Origin of the sequence: Pseudomonas sp. CFII64 (genome assembly GCF_000416235.1) — a bacterium.
Lineage (GTDB): Bacteria > Pseudomonadota > Gammaproteobacteria > Pseudomonadales > Pseudomonadaceae > Aquipseudomonas.
Map to the genome: position 1 here is coordinate 325,848 of NZ_ATLO01000010.1, position 16,603 is coordinate 342,450.

The following is a 16,603-nucleotide window of genomic DNA, read 5'->3' on the forward strand; positions in this document are numbered from 1 at the left end:
TCAGTTCAGGCGTGAGGTTACAAAAATCAGGCGCACGGAAGCCAGAGCGATGGCCTCGGCATCACGCTTTATCGTGTCCAGCTGGGTTTGCAGCGTACCGGTTTTATTGGGTTCTATTCTGGCGTCAGCCAAGCGGGTCATTTGATAGAGATGATCAGAGATGTCATGCAGGCTGCCTTGCAATCGACCTATCAGAACAGGCAGCGAGTCCCCGCTTGGCGCCTCCAGGACGGGCGTCTGCTGGGGCATTGGTTCTTCGCTGTCAGCGAGGGAAGGTAAGACGAAGCCGGTCACAACGAAACCGACATCGACTCCTGCAGCGGCAATACGCGCCAGATAGTCCGCCCTCGGTGAGCGTATGCCGTTCTCGTAATTGCCCTGTGCGTTGGTTTCAACGCCACCAATCGCACCGAGCGCGCTTTGCGACAGCTTGAGTCTCAGGCGTTCTTTTTTAAGTCGCTGACCAATCCCAGTCATTTGGAAGTGTTCCTTGCGCACGGTTGCCTGTCAGGTTTATTAAAAATAAATGGAACGATACGCTTAAACTTTCCTCAAATCGCCCCTTTATTAACACGAGATTGTAGGAAAGGTCTTGCTGCGGACGTCCGCGAGCCTCCGGAGGAAGTCGGATGCTGATTAAACAAGGAAGTATATTTTGCCGGTTCAGCAGCAACGGTCCCTGGGGAAGGGACCGCCATGACGCAGGTCGTTGACTTGAATCAGCGTCTCAGAGGCAGCGAGACTGCTGATTCTGCGCCCAGCTTCCAGCGGTTTTGGCGATGACGTCGGCCAGACGGGAAACCGCGCGCTGGTGAGCGAGTACCAGATTTTCCATACCCAGACCGGCAGGCTCGCGAATCACGCTGCTGCACGTCAGGTTTTGCGCCTTGGCACCGGTATTGCGCAAGCCCAGGCTCCATACCACGTCGATCATTGCGTAGCTGCCCGGCACCGATTCGAAGCGGCGAACGTCAGTACGCAATGACAGCACCGGTTGGCCGCTGTCTTTGGGCAAGCCTGCCATGTCTCGGCTGCCAAAGCGTCGCTCCAGCTGACCCGTCAGGGCGTCATGAAACTCATCACCCAGAGGCGAGCCCCAGCGTTCCGCGTCGAGAATGGCCAGGCTGCCATCACCCTGGCGAATCACCAGTGGCGGTTGATCCACCTGCACCGGCATCAGCACCGGCAGCATCTCGAACTGGAAGGGCGCGGCCGCAACCGGTTTTTGCGCCGTGGTCGTGGCCGGTGCAATCAGCGTGTAGTAATGGGTCACCGTGGACGTGCAGGCACTGGTCCCCAGCAAAGCGGCCAACACGAAAAACTTCAGGCGCAGGGTCATTGCTGTGGCTCCAGATCAATTGCACGGGAAGAGGCGGGGGCTTTATATGAGCCTGGCGCGGCATCGCCAGTGCGGCCGCGTATCAAGGCTTCCGGATGACGGCTGAGGAAGTCGGTCAGCACGCGTACCGAGCGGGCGGTACGCTGCACTTCGTCCATGGCCTGGCCGAGCTGCACGCGCGCCGGCGAATCTTCACCCAGGCTGTCGTTGGCGGTATGCAGGGTTTTCTGCGCCTGCTGCAGGGTGCCACGCATTTCCGGCAGGACCGTGCTGTTGACCTGTTTCAGGGTTTTCTGCAATTCGCTCAAGCTGCCGTTGAGGTTGTTCGCCAGTTCGTCGATGGGCAGTTTGCCCAGTTTGTCGACAAAGGCCTGCAGCTGTTCCTGCAATTTGTCGAAGCTGCCCGGAACAGTGGGAATTTCCAGCGGGCGGGCTTTGGGATCAAACACCACTTTGGGAGCCTTGGGTTCGAAGTCCATCGCAATGTAGAGCTGCCCGGTCAGCAGGTTGCCGGTGCGCGCCTGTGCCCGTAATCCTCGAGCCACGAAGCCGCCAAGGATGCGCGCCGATTGTTCGTCCTCGTCACCGGCGCCGCCCATTTTCTCAAGCTTGGCTTGCGCCGCGCCCAGTCGCTTGGGATAGATAACTGCACCGACGATGCCGGGGAAGGTTTGCGTCTGTGGGTCGTAATCCAGATCCACGGAAACCACGCGACCGACATTCACGCCGAGAAAGTCCACCGGTGCGTTGACCACCAATCCGCGCAGCGATTGATCGAAGCGCATGCGGATGTAGCGCGGCTCGCCATCGGGAGGCGCCAGCGCGGTGGCCTGATCGTCGAAAATCCTGAACTCGGCGTTTTCCGCCGCAGGTTTGGCGTCCGGGCTCCAGTTCGGCTCACGGAAGGCAATGCCGCCAGCGACGATCGAGGTCAGCGACTGGGTGGCAATCTTCAGCCCTGCAGCGCCGAGGGTGACATCGACGCCGCTGGCATTCCAGAAACGCGTGTCGGTGCTGACGTACTGATCATTGGGGGTGTTGATGAAAATCTCGATGTCGACGCCTTTGCCGTCCTTTGACAGGTCATAGGACACCACCTGGCCAACCTGGATGCGCCGGTAATAGATAGGCGAGCCAATGTCCAGGGAGCCCAGGTCGTCGGTGTGCAGCTTGAAGCGCTTGCCTTTCTCCCCGAAGGTAACCGGCGGCGGCGTTTCCAGGCCGAGGAAGTCATTCTTGGTTTTTTCCGAACTGCCCGCATCGGCGCCGATGAACGCGCCGGACAACAGGGTATCGACGCCGGAAATACCGTGGGCGCCGATGCGCGGACGCACTACCCAATACTGGCTGTCTTCACGGGTGAACGGGCCAGCGCTGCTGTTGAGTTCAATGGTGGCCAGGATGTGCGTGCGGTCATCGCTCAGGGCGATGTCGCTGACGATGCCAATGACCACGTTCTTGTACTTGACCTGGGTTTTCTTGGCTTCGAGGCCTTCAGCAGTGAGAAAGCTGACGGTGATTTTCGGGCCGACGTTCATCCAGTCATGCAGCGCCATGGACAAGCCTATCAAGCCGGCAACGATTGGCACCAGCCAGACCAGCGAAACACGCACCCGGCGTTTTTTGACCTCGGGCCGAACCGGCGCGGACGGGGAAGGGGGTAGGGCATTGTCAGACATCTTCAACCTCTGCGTCCCAGATAAGCCGGGGATCGAAACTCATGGCGGCGAACATCGTCATCACCACAACCAGACCAAAAAACAGAATACCGATGCGCGGCTCGATGGTGCTGAGCTCTCGGAACTGCACAAGCGCCGCCACCAGGGCAACGACCAATACGTCAAGCATCGACCAGTAGCCGATCAACTCGATAAAACGATAGAGCCGCGACCGCTCCTGCATGGCCCAGGTACTGCGGCGCTGGCAGGTGACCAGCAACAAGCCCAGCACCACGAATTTGATGCACGGCACCACGACGCTGGCGATGAAAATCAGCAGGGCAATGTCCCACGAGCCACCTTCGAAGAATTCGATCACGCCACTCATGATGGTGTTCTGGCTGCTGTTGCCGAACAACGTGGTGTACATCACCGGCAGCAGGTTGGCGGGTATATAGAAAATCAGCCCGGCAATCAGAAAAGCCCAGGTCCGCGCCAGGCTGTTGGGCTTGCGCGCATGTACCGCTGAGTCACAGCGTGGACACACGTGAGTATCGGCCGGGCAGACGTAACCGCAAATATGGCACAGGCACACATTGTGTTCGCTGGCGTAGGGAATCCCGTTCATGACGGCTCGACTCCCAGCTCTGTCCACAGGCGGCGAATGTCTTTGCCGGCGATCAGAATAATCAGGACCATCAACATTGCCATCGCCCACAAGCCAAGGCCCGGATGCACATCGAGCATCCCCGACAGCTTGACGATGGCCACCAGAATTCCCAGCAGACACACTTCCAGCATGCTCCATGGCCGCAGGTGTTCCAGGGCGCGCATACAGGACTTGAAACCCGGAGCGATCACGCCTTTATGGGCATGCACCAGCACCCAGAACAATAAAGTGATCTGCAGCAGCGGGGCGAAGATAATTGCCAGCCCGGCCACCAGGGCAATCAGGGTGATGCGGCCCTGAGCCAGCGCCTCCACCGATTGCCAGAGGGTCACCTGATTGCTCAGACCCTGCATGCTGATGCTGATCACCGGGAAGTAATTGGCAAAGGCAAACAACACCGCCGCGCCGATGGTCAGGGCCAGTAATTGCTCGATGGTCAGGCGATGCGCTCGGCCCAGCACCGCGCCGCAGCGCAGGCACAGAGCGGTTTCGCCACGGGCAAGCGGATGTGACTCATACAGCGAGTCGCAGTGCTCGCAAATGATCAGGTCCGAGGGCTGTTTCGTATCAGGCAAAGTGGGCTCATCTGCGTAAGGGTGACTGGGTGGAAAACTAATCAAACGCGGGGCTGGAAGATACCTTGTCGGCACCCATTCAGCCGAATTAAATCAATACACACTGCGGCCGGTTTGCGCTATTGCATTGACCTCGACGGGCGACCGACGTTCACATGTCACTAAGCCATTATTCACTGCCTGGGGCGACAAATGATGCAGGCCCGCGCTGATTGTCGTCCGAAGCGCTACAGCTGTAGCGGGGCAAGCGCGACAGATTAACTGCCCATCGCAAGCAAGTCATTGAAATAAAAGCCATTTGCACGCGTGGCACACACCTTGCTCTGTTGCTCTCCAGCCGGGACGATCGATCCCGGTCCTAATAAGAACGGAGAGCCTCATGAATCGATTTGGCCAACAACCTCGTCCCGGACCACTCACGGCTCTCGTTGCGGCCGTCGCCCTGGCGATTTCCTGCGCCAGCGGCGCGTTCGCCGCCGAGGCCGCGCAGGTCGATGGTGCACGGATCAGTGCTGCGGACCAGGAACCCGGCAACTGGATGAGCCACGGTCGTACCTACGATGAACAGCGTTTCAGCCCGCTGAACAAAATCAACGATGGCAACGTTGGCAAACTCGGTCTGGCCTGGAGCTACAAACTGGACATCGACCGGGGTGTCGAAGCTACTCCCATCGTCGTCGACGGCGTGATGTACACCACCGGACCGTTCTCCATCGTCTATGCGCTGGATGCGCGTAACGGCAAATTGTTATGGAAATACGATCCGCAATCGGACCGCAGTCGCGCCGGTGAAGCCTGCTGCGATGCCGTGAACCGAGGCGTTGCAGTCTGGGGCGGCAAAGTTTTCGTCGGCGTGCTGGATGGACGCCTGGAAGCCATCGACGCCAAGAGCGGCCAGCGCGTCTGGTCCGTGGACACCCGCACCGATCCCAATCGCAGCATCACTATTACCGGTGCGCCGCGCATCATCAACGGCAAAGTGATCATCGGCAATGGCGGCGCCGAGTATGGCGTACGCGGCTACATCACGGCCTACGACGCCAACACCGGCAAACAGGACTGGCGTTTCTTCACGGTGCCGGGTGACCCGAAACTGCCGCCGGAAAACAAGGCCATGGCAATGGCCGCCAAGACCTGGTTCGGTGACAAGTTCGTCGAACAGGGCGGCGGCGGAACGGTCTGGGACTCGATGTCCTATGACCCGAAACTCAATCTGCTGTACTTCGGCGTCGGCAACGCTTCGTCGTGGAACCCGCGCCTGCGCTCTGAAGGCAAGGGCGATAATTTGTTCCTGTCATCCATCGTCGCGATCAATCCGGACACCGGCGAATACGTCTGGCACTACCAGACCACCCCCGGCGATGCGTGGGATTTCACGGCCACCGCGCACATCATGCTCGCGGACCTGGAAATCGACGGCAAGATGCGCCAGGTCTTGATGCAGTCGCCGAAAAACGGCTTCTTTTACGTCATCGACCGCAAAACCGGCGAGCTGCTTTCGGCCAAGAACATCGTGCCGATCAACTGGGCGACCGGCGTCGACATGAAGACTGGCCGACCCATCGTTGACGAGAAAGCCGCTGTCTATTGGCGTGACCCGGAGAAAAAAGCCTTGCTGGTCCAGCCGGCGTTCTGGGGCGCTCACGACTGGCAGCCGATGTCCTACAACCCGAAAACCGGCCTGGTGTACATCCCGGCGCACATCATGTCAGCGTTATACCAAGACGTGGATGGCGTGCCGCCGCGCAAGAAATTCAAGAGCATGTATCAGCTGCAGGTCAACACCGGAATGATGCCGGAAGATCCTGAGGGCCTGCGCAAACTCGCCGACACCTGGACCGGCAAGCTGATTGCCTGGGACCCGATCAAGCAGGAAGCCCGCTGGGAAGTGCCGTACTCGACGATCTTCAACGGCGGCACGTTGAGCACCGCTGGCAACCTGTTGTTTGAAGGCACGGCTGACGGGCGAGTGGTGGCCTATTCAGCCGACAAAGGCCAAACCTTGTGGGAGCAGCCGGCCAATACCGGCGTGATGGCCGGTCCCGTTACCTATGAAGTGGATGGCGAGCAATACGTGACGTTCATGGCCGGTTGGGGCGGGGCGTTTTCCACCTTTGCCGGGGCCTTGTCCCTGCGCGCCGGGGTCAAGCCCAACGCTCAGGTGCTGACTACAAACTGGGCGGCACGGCGAAACTGCCGGATCTGAAATACAAATACGCCGACCGCAAGGTCGATCCACCGGCGTTCACCGGCACCACCGAACAGGTCGACAAAGGCCGCGCGCTGTTCAACGGCCATTGCGATACCTGCCACGGCATCAACGCCATCAGCGGCGGCGTATTGCCGGACTTGCGCATGCTGAGCAAGGAAAACCACCAGATGTTCCTCGGCATCGTCTATGGCGGTCGCGTCCAGGACGGCATGCCGTCGTTCGCCGAAGAACTCAAGCCGGACGAAGTGGAGCTGGTGCATCAATACATCATCAAACGCTCCCATGACCTGCTCAACGATATGAAGTCGGCGAAGACGGCGGCGAATCAATAAAACCTGAATTGGAACACCGACTGTTGGAGCGAGGCTTGCCCGCGAAGGTAATAACTCAAGCCCGGAAAAACGGGTGAATGTACCGGCCTCTTCGCGGGCAAGCCTCGCTCCAACGGAGTTAGTGCGCTGCAATACCAACAAACAACCGAGACAGAGCAGAGAAACTCACTATGAACGAATCACTGCCCATCTACCAAAGCTACATCGACGGGGCGTTTGCCGCCGGCGATAACCTCATCGAAGTGTTCAACCCGGCCAACGGTCAATTGCTGGGCTCGGTGCCCGAGACCAGCCTGTCGGACGTCGAGCGTGCCATCGCTGCCGCGCGCGCGGCGCAAAAAGGCTGGGCGCGCAAGCCGGCCAATGAACGTGCGGGTTATCTGCATCGCATCGCCAGCAAGGTCCGCGACAACGCCGAGCGTCTGGCGCGGATCATCACGGCCGAGCAAGGCAAGGTGCTCGGCCTGGCCTTGGTCGAGGTCAACTTCACGGCTGACTACCTGGATTACATGGCCGAATGGGGCCGTCGCCTCGAAGGGGAGATTCTCACCAGCGACCGGCCGGGTGAAAACATCTTCGTGTTTCGCAAACCCTTGGGCGTGATTGCCGGGATCCTGCCGTGGAACTTCCCGTTCTTCCTCATCGCACGCAAGCTGGCTCCGGCGCTGATAACCGGTAACACGATTGTCATCAAGCCCAGCGAAGAAACGCCGATCAACTGCTTCGAATTCGCCCGTTTGCTGGCTGAAACCGATCTGCCCAAAGGCGTGGTGAACATTGTCTCGGGCAGAGGCGCCACGGTCGGCAGCGCCCTGAGCAGCCATTCCGGAGTGGACATGGTCAATTTCACCGGCAGCGTGGCGACGGGTTCGCGGATCATGGCCGCTGCGGCGGGCAATATCACCAAGCTCAATCTGGAACTGGGCGGCAAGGCGCCAGCCATTGTTTTGGCCGATGCGGACCTGGGCCTGGCGGTGAGCGCGATTACCGCGTCCCGGGTGATCAACACCGGACAAGTCTGCAACTGCGCCGAGCGGGTTTACGTGCAGCGCAAAGTCGCCGACCAGTTTATCGATCAGGTCAGCGCAGCGATGGCGGCGACGCGTTATGGCGATCCATTGGCCGAAGACAATCTGGACATGGGGCCGTTGATCAATCAGGCGGGGCTGGACAAGGTTGCGCAGATGGTCAAGACCGCCGTGAACGATGGCGCTCAGGTCATCACCGGCGGTTCCGTCGCTGACCGCAGCGGTCAGGGCTTCCACTATCAGCCAACAGTGCTGGCCGGTTGCCAACAAGCGATGGAGATCATGCGCCACGAGATCTTCGGACCGGTGCTGCCGATCCAGATCATCGACGACCTGGATGAAGGCATCGCCTTGGCCAATGACTGCGAGTTTGGCCTGACCTCATCGATCTACACCAAAGACCTCAGCTCGGCGATGCGTGCCTGCAACGAGCTGGACTTCGGTGAAACCTACATCAATCGGGAGAACTTCGAAGCGATGCAGGGCTTCCACGCCGGCGTGCGAAAATCCGGCATCGGCGGCGCGGACGGCAAGCATGGGGTGTATGAATTCACCCATACGCATGTGGTTTATTTGCAGATCTGATCGCTGCTGGTCTGATCAAACCGTTGGAGCGAGGCTTGCTCGCGAAGAACGATGACGCGGTGGGCCTGGCCTGCCGAGGCGCCGGATTCGCGGGCAAGGTGGATCGCCACCCCGGTCGCTCCAACGGATCACATCACCAGATTCGGCTGCACGATCCCGTGTTTCTTCATCTTGCGGTACAGGGTCGAGCGGGCCACGGCGAGTTCTTCGGCCACGGCGGTAATGTTCCATTGATGCCGTTTGAATGCTTCCATCAGGCGCTGGCCCTCATCACCGGCGACCTGACTTGCCAGACCCTGGCTCAGCGGCAACGCTGGTCTGGCCGTGGTTTCATGACTGCGTGGCTGCAACACTTCCACTGGCAAGCAGGCGCAGTCGATGTATCCGTCGTCTGCCAAGGCCAGGGCGTAGCGCAACACATTGATCAATTGGCGGATATTGCCGGGCCAAGAGAACTGGCGCAGCAGGTTTCTCGCCTGTGCATCGATTCTGCACGCTTCGCCGCCCGCGAGATCAGTCAACACGTCGTCGATCAGGCGGTCGATGTCACGCCGCTCACGCAGGGCCGGCAGGCGCAAGGTCATACCGCTGAGGCGATAGAACAGGTCTTCCCTGAACACTTTGGTGTCGATCATTGCCGACAAATCCTGGTGCGTGGCCGACACCACCTGAATATCCAGCGCAATCGGTGCGTCGGCGCCCAGCGGTGAAATCTCCCGCTCGGCCAGCACCCGCAGCAAGCGGGTTTGCAGATGCGCGGGCATGTCGCCGATCTCGTCGAGGAACAACGTGCCGCCATTGGCCAGTTCCAGCTTGCCCTTCATGCCTTTCTTGCTGGCTCCGGTAAAGCTGCCGCTGCGATAGCCAAACAGTTCGCTTTCGATGAGGGTTTCCGGGATCGCCGCGCAGTTCAGCGCAACGAAAGGGCCCGCGTGTCGCGAGCTCGCGTGGTGAATCGCCCTGGCGAAGGCTTCCTTGCCGGTGCCGGTTTCACCATTGATCAAAATAGGCAGGTCTTTATCCAGCAGCTTGTGCAGCCGGGCGACGCTTTGCTGCAATCCTGGATCATCGCCGCTGAGGCGCTCCAGCGTCGGCGGATGTTGCACGCCGCGAGCGCTGGCCGGTTTTTCCGGTTTCGCCGGGGCGCGCAGCTGGGCCGGCATGCGCAGCCCGACCTCCAGCTGGCCTTTGCCAGTATTGAGCCGCACCCCGTTGGCGCCGCCGTTGCACAGGCGCAGCAGTTCTTCGACGCTGTGCACCGGCAGCAGGTCCTTGAGGGCGCGGCCCAACAGCGGCCCGCTGTGTGTGGACTCATATTCGACGAACGCGGCGCGATTGGCGCCGATCACCCGGCCTTGCTCGTCAAGGGCCAGCAGTTGCTCATTGGCCAGATCGCTGAACGCTTCGCAGGGTTTGATCATCAGGCTCAGGGTATTGCGATGGCTGTGCCTGAAGTACGCATTCTCGATCAGTCGGGCGTACATGATGACCAATTGCAGGGTCAGGTATTGCGCCTCCTTGGGACCGCCGCTGTTCAGGCACGACGCATTGAGACAGCCGCGCAGCTTGCCCAGCGAATCGAAAATCGGTGACACCGAGCAGCTCAAGCGGTCGTTGGCACGCAGGAAGTGCTCATCGCGGTGAATGATCAATGGCGTGCGCGCGGCGATGCCGGTGCCGATGCCGTTGGTGCCCACCAGCGCCTCATCCCAGCGTGCGCCGATCACCAGGCCGGATTCCGCGTAGGCGCTGGCCCCCGGCGGCACGCGCGAGTCAAGCGTGATGCCGTGTTCGTCGCTGAGCAGCACCGCGAAACCAGCCTTGCCGACCCGTTCGGCCAGCCCGCTGACGCCCTGGCCGGCGATGGACAGGTAATCCTGATTGAAGGCCTGATGCCGATGGATTTCCGCTGCGCTGAGCATGACCTTGGTCACGCGGCCCGCAGGTTGCAAGCCATGCTCGATGACGCTGCGATACCACGACTGGACGATCAGGCCATCGGCAGGCAGGTTGCGATCAGGGAAATAATCACCGATGAACGCGCTCAGGTCGACGGGGCGGGGCAGGCTCGGTTGCAAGGACATGAAGACTCCGAATGCGGCTCCGCCAGACAGTGCGCGAAACGCATGATTATTGTTGTCGTTCTGGAGCAGAACAGGCTGCGGCTGATTGCTCAGTCATTCAGACTCTAGTCTTTTGTAACAAATACCGCTGGTTACAAAAAATATTTTTGTCTTTTCCATGGACTTGAAAACAGAGCAATAGTTGTACCGCCAAACGGGCGAAAGAGAGAAAGCGTCTGCGCCGGGCTTGACGCGCGGTCAGGAAAAAGTCGTGTCTGGGGCGAGTGACCCAAGGCTGCAACAGGTGTAGCGCGCGGCCCGGGACGGGTGTCGCGAAGGCCGGGCCAGAGCCTCGGAACCTCAGCTTGCAGCCTGGGTTGCGACGTGTATAACTGGTTTGCCGGGCTGTTCCGGCGCAACTCTGGAGATTCGTCTATGTGGACCAAACCTGCATTCACCGATCTGCGCATCGGCTTCGAAGTCACCATGTACTTCGCCAGCCGCTGATCAGTCATCTGAGTCGCCAGGCTTCGTCAGTATCGTGCTGGCGAGGCCTTTTTTATTTGAAGACCCAAGGTCCTACAACTTCGCCCAAAACTCCTCGGCGAAGTCACTCAGCCGGGCGATGGGGCGAAACAGGCGGATTTGCACCGGGATGTCCCAATGCTCATCAAGTGCCCGCTGCAGCTTGCCGGCGCTGACTTCGGCATCAGCCAATGTGCGTGGCAGCCAGGCGAAGCCTTTGCCTTCCAGTGCCATCGACAGCAGGACCGCCGCGAGGTGTGAACTGAAGATCATATTCAGTTGCGGCGGGCGGGTTTCGCCGAGCAGCCGCGCCGCCACGATTCGGCCCAGACCGGATTCGGACGTGTACGCCAGGTGCGGCAACGAACTACCGCTTTGACCCGAATCAGCCTCAGCCGCCTGCAACGGCAGCAACACATCACTGCCGACCACTTTGGACTGGAACTGACCCACCGCGAAGCGCGGAGGCGCGTCAGGAAAGTGATGGCAAAGTAAAAACTGCACCTGGCCCTGCAGCAGCATCTGTTCGCAGACCGTCATGCTGTCCGACAGCAGCCGGACCGCCTCGATAGGCCCACCGCGCTCGGCGGCGCGCACCCAGGCCGGGAAAAAGGTGAACGACAGCGAGTGCGTGGCCGCGAAGTGCAGGGTGCGCTCCTGCTTGCCGGCGACTTCGCGGGTGTCTTGGCGCATCTGATGCAGGCGTCGGGTCATTTCCTGCGCGCTTGCCAGCATGTGCTTGCCCGCATCGGTCAGCGTCGCGCCATGGGTCGTGCGGACGAACAGATCGACGCCGACCCAGTTTTCCAGCGAGCGTATGCGCCGACTGAATGCCGGTTGTGTGACGTGGCGCAACTCGGCGGCGCGGGAAAAGTTACCGCTCTCCGCCAGCGCGCTGAAATCTTCCAGCCAGACCAATTCCATCAGTAGTGATGCCGTTCGTGCATGAGGTGCCCAGCTTTTAGCATTGGCCGCGTCGAATCGTCCAGTTCTAGAGTGGCCGGGCAAACATAACAATACAGCCGCAAAGAGGAGTCGCCCCATGCGCATCGTCGACATTCGCGAGAAGACCGTTTCCATCGCATCGCCCATTGCCAACGCCTACATCGATTTTTCGAAAATGACCTGCTCGGTCGTAGCAGTCATCACTGACGTCATTCGCGATGGCAAGCCAGTGATCGGTTACGGCTTCAACTCCAACGGTCGCTACGGCCAGGGCGCCTTGATGCGCGACCGCTTCCTGGCCCGTGTGCTGGAAGCTGATCCGGAAACCCTGATCGACAAGGAACATGACAACCTTGATCCGTTCGCCATCTGGAAAGCCCTGATGACCAACGAGAAGCCAGGCGGCCACGGTGAGCGCTCGGTAGCAGTCGGCACCATCGACATGGCGGTCTGGGATGCCGTGGCGAAAATCGAAGGCAAACCGCTGTACCGCTTGCTGGCTGATCGCTATCGCAATGGCGTGGCCGATGACAAGGTCTGGGTCTACGCGGCGGGCGGTTATTACTATCCCGGCAAGGACCAGACCAAGCTCAAGGCCGAAATGCAGAGCTATCTGGATCGCGGCTACGACGTGGTGAAGATGAAAATCGGCGCTGTGCCGCTGGACGAAGACCTGCGTCGCATCGAGGCGGTGCTGGAAGTGGTCGGTGACGGTCAGCGCCTGGCGGTGGACGCCAATGGCCGCTTTGACCTGAAGACGTCGATTGCCTATGCCGAGGCGATCAAGCCTTACAACCTGTTCTGGTACGAAGAAGCCGGCGATCCGCTGGACTACGCCCTGCAAGCCGAACTGGCCAATCATTACGACTTGCCGATGGCCACTGGCGAAAACCTGTTCTCCCATCAGGACGCACGCAATCTGCTGCGCCATGGTGGCATGCGTCCTGACCGCGATTTCCTGCAGTTTGACTGCGCGCTGTCCTACGGGCTGGTTGAATACCTGCGCACCCTGGACGTCATGACCGAGCTGGGTTGGTCATCGCGGCGCGTCGTCCCTCACGGCGGGCATCAGATGTCCCTGAACATTGCCGCCGGCCTGCATCTGGGCGGTAACGAATCCTATCCGGACGTCTTCCAGCCTTTCGGTGGGTTCGCCGACGGCATCAAGGTCGAGAACAGCTATGTCGGCCTGCCAGACATTCCAGGTGTGGGCTTCGAAGCCAAATCCGCGCTGTATGCCGTGATGCGCGAGCTGGGCGAGCGGGCGTGATTTCGGGGCAACCCGCCTATCCAACTGATTAAACGCATTTTTTGTTGGAGCGAGGCTTGCCCGCGAATCGTAGTTCCAGGCGACACGTTTATCGCTTGAGCCGACGTCTTCGCGGGCAAGCCTCGCTCTAACGGGGTTTGGTCGGTTAGCAATAACATTTTCAAAAGCTCCTCCCTCATACAACAACAAAAGTGAGGCACTTCATGGAACAGGTTTCGACACGTTGGTACAGCCAACTGTATGTACAAGTGCTGATCGGCATCGTCATTGGTGGCGCGATCGGCTTTTTTCTTCCGGATATCGGCGCAAAGTTGCAACCCTTGGCCGACGGTTTCATCAAGCTGATCAAAATGCTCCTGGCGCCAATCATTTTCGGCACCGTGGTGGTCGGCATCGCCAAGATGGGCAGCGTCAAGGAAGTCGGACGCATCGGTGCCAAAGCGCTGATCTACTTCGAGGTGTTATCGACGCTGGCGCTGGTAATTGGCCTGGTGGTGGTGAACATTCTCAAGCCCGGCGTCGGCATGAACATCGACGTCAACACCATCAACGGTTCCGCCATCAACACCTATACCCAGGCTGCTGCGGCGCAGGGCGGGATTGTCGAGTTTTTCCTGAATATCATTCCGACCACGCTGTTCGACGCCTTCGCCAAAGGCGCCATGCTGCAAGTGATCCTGGTCTCGGTACTGATGGGCGTTGCGCTGGTTCAGATCGGCGCGCCGGCCAAGCCGCTGGTCAATATCATCGACATGCTGCTGCAAAGCCTGTTCCGGATTGTCGCGATGGTCATGCGTCTGGCGCCGTTGGGCGCGGGTGCCGGCATGGCATTTACCATCGGTAAGTACGGGATCGGTACATTGCTGTCCCTGGGCCAGTTGCTGGTAGCGTTGTATGCGACGACGCTGATCTTCATCGTGGTGATTCTGGGCAGCGTCGCGCGTTGGTCAGGCTTGCCGTTGATGCAATTCCTGCGCTATTTCAAGGATGAAATTCTCGTCACGTTGGGCACCTGTTCCACCGAAGCCGTGCTTCCGCGAATGATGGTCAAGCTGGAGAAACTCGGCTGCGAGAAATCGGTCGTCGGCATGGTGCTGCCCACGGGTTACACCTTCAACTCCGACGGCACCTGCATCTATCTGACCATGGCCGCGATTTTCGTCGCGCAAGCGACCAATACCCCGCTGACGATGTGGGATCAGATGGTGGTGCTGGGCGTGCTGCTGCTGACGTCGAAAGGTTCGGCTGGGGTTGCGGGTGCGGGTTTCGTGACGCTGGCGGCGACTTTGACAGTCATCCACGACATCCCGCTGATCGGGCTGGTGTTGCTGCTGGGCGTCGACCGCTTCCTCAACGAAGCCAGGGCGGTGACCAACCTGATCGGCAACGGGATCGGCACCATCGCCATCGCCAAGTGGGATGGATCCTTCGATCAGGCCCAGGCCATGCGGGAAATCGCAGCCATGAAAAGCGGCAAGGCAGCAACTTCGGTCGTCATACCGGACCCCGTCGTTCAACGATCCATCGACAAGGCCGTTTGAACCCGGCTGACTCGATCTAGAGTCCGCCCGGCTTGGCCCGCTGCATCAGGAAACTGAGCAAGGTGCGGGCTGAAGCCGGGACGTTCAGGTCGTCGAAGATGATGCAAATCGGGCTGGATTCGTCTTCGATGGTGATTTCGTACTGCTTCAGATCCCTGGCTTGATCCGAAACGAAGCTACAGGACTGGTTCAAACCGCTGTCCCGGACCAGTTGCCGGAGCTGCTCGGCCTCGGGTTGCTCAAGGCTTGCGGTGTTCACCTCGCAGCTTTTGATGGCTCCGACAATGCCACCTGACTGTACGAAACAGATTTTCATCATCGCGCTCCCGTAAATGTTCGAGGGGGTCGGGCAGGGCAGGTCAGACCGCGATCCCGACTTTCTTCCACGCCGCCTTGACCGCTTTTTTCGCCGCAGCGCCGTAGCGTTTGTGCCCGGCGACTTGCACCGTGATCCTCGCGCAGTCGTCAAACTGGCTGGAGCTGTGCAATTGCAGCATGGTTTCGTACCAGATCCTGCCCGCCACTTCCCACGCATTGCCCCCCAGCGCCTTGGCCGTCAAGACAAAGGCCCGATTGGGAATCCCCGAATTGATGTGCACGCCGCCGTTATCCTTTGGCCCGGTATAAAGCCCGGCCATGGTGGCTGGCTGTGGATCATCGCCCAGTTCCGGATCGTTGGCATAGGCCGTGCCTGGGTACTCCATGTCGCGAATGCCGCGACGGGTGGGCGCTGGTACCAGCAACTCCTTGCCGACCACCCAACTCGCCTCTTCAACGGCGGTGCCTTCTTTCCATTGCCGGATCAGCACGCCGAACACATCGGCGAAATGCTCGTTCAGCGCGCCGGATTGTCCCTGATAGGTCAGGTTGCTGGTGAACGATTGCACACCGTGGGTCAGCTCATGACCAATGACCTCCAGACTGCCGGTGAAACGTTTGAACACGATGCCATCGCCGTCGCCATAGGCCATTTGCTGGCCATTCCAGAAGGCGTTATTCATCGGCACGAATTCGCCCTGGAAATCCACCTCCGCGACGTGGGCGGTGGAAATCAGCGTCATGCCATTGCCGTCCAGCGAATTGCGCTGAAACAACTGCTCATAGAAATCGTAGACGTCGCCAGAGCCATCGTAGGCTTCGTCAACAGCGGCGTCGCCGGTGGCTTTCTGGTTTTCGGCGCGGGCCAGGGTGCCCGGCAGGGAATTGGTGCCCTTGGCGTCATAGATCAACCGGTTTTTCTTGCCGTCGGGGGATTTTTGCGCAAGCAGGGTCGGCATCGCCTGCGCTGACGTGCGGAACGCGACGAACGCAGCGCCGCTGGCCAGGTTGGTGATTGCCAGCGCCCTGACACGCTCCTGGGGCGACTGAGCCATGTGTTCCAGGATGTATGGCGGAATGAAGCAATGGATGGAATGTCGAGTGCACATGCGCAAAATCCCCTTGCCCGGATCGGATAAACCAGTTTGGCAACGTCAGGTCTGCTGATGTTCCGACCGTTGGCCGGGTTCGGCGAGATATAAACAACGAACGGGTGGTTTGCATGTCAAAACAGTTCACTCCATCAAAAGAGACACCCGAATGGATATGCCTCACAAGACGTTTTCCAACGTTTATCGTGGGCAGGTGATCGAAGTTCTGGTTGTTTGCCCTTTGGGCGTCAAGGAAGTCGCTGAATTCATCATTCACGTCACGGTCACGATGGCGTGTCAGACGGCCATGCCGACTGTCATCTGTCGGCTGGGCTACGAGTCTGTCGATGAGGCCCGGCATGCGGGTGTCGTCGTCGGTCAGAATCTTATTGATACACTCATCTGTTGACTGCACGGCCATTCTGGACTTTTGACGCCTCGCTGCCGGTGA

At 59.7% G+C, this 16,603-nt stretch carries 14 protein-coding genes and 1 pseudogene; 6 read left to right on the forward strand and 9 right to left on the reverse strand.

Annotated elements, in window-relative coordinates; all coding sequences use genetic code 11:
* From CFII64_RS06415 to CFII64_RS06435, 5 genes are all read right to left on the reverse strand, one after another.
* Window positions 1-477 (reverse strand): helix-turn-helix domain-containing protein, encoded by a 477-nt coding sequence (locus tag CFII64_RS06415; protein WP_020289968.1) that lies wholly within the window; start codon window positions 475-477, stop codon window positions 1-3.
* A gap of 250 nt (window positions 478-727) precedes the next feature.
* Window positions 728-1,339 (reverse strand): membrane integrity-associated transporter subunit PqiC, encoded by a 612-nt coding sequence (locus tag CFII64_RS06420; protein WP_020289969.1) that lies wholly within the window; start codon window positions 1,337-1,339, stop codon window positions 728-730.
* Window positions 1,336-3,018, reverse strand: a complete 1,683-nt coding sequence (locus CFII64_RS06425; protein WP_020289970.1) for an intermembrane transport protein PqiB — start codon at window positions 3,016-3,018, stop codon at window positions 1,336-1,338. Before CFII64_RS06425 ends, CFII64_RS06420 begins: the two co-directional genes overlap by 4 nt.
* Window positions 3,011-3,625 (reverse strand): paraquat-inducible protein A, encoded by a 615-nt coding sequence (locus CFII64_RS06430; protein ID WP_020289971.1) that lies wholly within the window; start codon window positions 3,623-3,625, stop codon window positions 3,011-3,013. Before CFII64_RS06430 ends, CFII64_RS06425 begins: the two co-directional genes overlap by 8 nt.
* Complete coding sequence (locus CFII64_RS06435) at window positions 3,622-4,242, reverse strand: paraquat-inducible protein A (RefSeq protein ID WP_020289972.1); 621 nt, start codon at window positions 4,240-4,242, stop codon at window positions 3,622-3,624. The genes CFII64_RS06430 and CFII64_RS06435 overlap by 4 nt, the downstream gene beginning before the upstream one ends.
* A 379-nt stretch (window positions 4,243-4,621) precedes the next feature.
* On the opposite strand from CFII64_RS06435, the pseudogene CFII64_RS06440 reads away from it, so the two are divergent.
* Window positions 4,622-6,786, forward strand: a pseudogene (locus tag CFII64_RS06440) (PQQ-dependent dehydrogenase, methanol/ethanol family).
* A gap of 170 nt (window positions 6,787-6,956) precedes the next feature.
* Window positions 6,957-8,399: an aldehyde dehydrogenase gene (aldA, locus tag CFII64_RS06445; RefSeq protein WP_020289973.1), complete on the forward strand. Its 1,443-nt coding sequence runs from the start codon at window positions 6,957-6,959 to the stop codon at window positions 8,397-8,399.
* A 128-nt stretch (window positions 8,400-8,527) separates the two neighbouring features.
* Here the strand turns inward: aldA and CFII64_RS06450 are convergent, their stop codons facing one another.
* Window positions 8,528-10,483 carry a sigma-54-dependent Fis family transcriptional regulator gene (locus CFII64_RS06450; protein ID WP_020289975.1) on the reverse strand — a complete coding sequence of 652 codons (1,956 nt, stop codon included), beginning with the start codon at window positions 10,481-10,483 and terminating at the stop codon, window positions 8,528-8,530.
* A 414-nt stretch (window positions 10,484-10,897) separates the two neighbouring features.
* Here CFII64_RS06450 and pqqA point away from each other — a divergent pair, with 414 nt between their 5' ends.
* Window positions 10,898-10,969, forward strand: coding sequence for a pyrroloquinoline quinone precursor peptide PqqA (gene pqqA / locus CFII64_RS29230; RefSeq protein WP_010209364.1), 72 nt, complete (start codon window positions 10,898-10,900; stop codon window positions 10,967-10,969).
* Window positions 10,970-11,041: 72 nt separating this feature from the next.
* Here the strand turns inward: pqqA and CFII64_RS06455 are convergent, their stop codons facing one another.
* On the reverse strand, window positions 11,042-11,911 hold the full coding sequence (locus CFII64_RS06455) for a LysR family transcriptional regulator (RefSeq protein WP_020289976.1): 870 nt from the start codon (window positions 11,909-11,911) through the stop codon (window positions 11,042-11,044).
* A gap of 118 nt (window positions 11,912-12,029) precedes the next feature.
* Between CFII64_RS06455 and CFII64_RS06460 the strand changes: the two genes are divergently transcribed.
* Together CFII64_RS06460 and dctA are read left to right on the forward strand one after the other, a co-directional pair.
* Window positions 12,030-13,202, forward strand: a complete 1,173-nt coding sequence (locus CFII64_RS06460) for a mandelate racemase/muconate lactonizing enzyme family protein (protein WP_020289977.1) — start codon at window positions 12,030-12,032, stop codon at window positions 13,200-13,202.
* Window positions 13,203-13,405: 203 nt separating this feature from the next.
* Complete coding sequence (gene dctA, locus CFII64_RS06465; protein WP_020289978.1) at window positions 13,406-14,743, forward strand: C4-dicarboxylate transporter DctA; 1,338 nt, start codon at window positions 13,406-13,408, stop codon at window positions 14,741-14,743.
* 16 nt (window positions 14,744-14,759) lie between these two features.
* Here dctA and CFII64_RS06470 read toward each other — a convergent pair whose 3' ends face one another.
* Both CFII64_RS06470 and CFII64_RS06475 read right to left on the reverse strand, forming a co-directional pair.
* The gene (locus CFII64_RS06470) at window positions 14,760-15,059 is read right to left on the reverse strand and encodes a protealysin inhibitor emfourin (protein WP_020289979.1); all 300 of its coding nucleotides are present in this window, start codon (window positions 15,057-15,059) and stop codon (window positions 14,760-14,762) included.
* Window positions 15,060-15,102: 43 nt separating this feature from the next.
* A complete protein-coding gene (locus CFII64_RS06475) occupies window positions 15,103-16,170 on the reverse strand; it encodes a M4 family metallopeptidase (protein WP_044901186.1) in 1,068 nt (355 codons plus the stop codon).
* Between the two features lie 151 nt (window positions 16,171-16,321).
* Here CFII64_RS06475 and CFII64_RS06480 point away from each other — a divergent pair, with 151 nt between their 5' ends.
* Entirely contained in the window at window positions 16,322-16,561 is a 240-nt protein-coding gene (locus CFII64_RS06480; RefSeq protein ID WP_020289981.1) for a hypothetical protein, read from the forward strand.
* Window positions 16,562-16,603 lie beyond the last annotated feature (42 nt).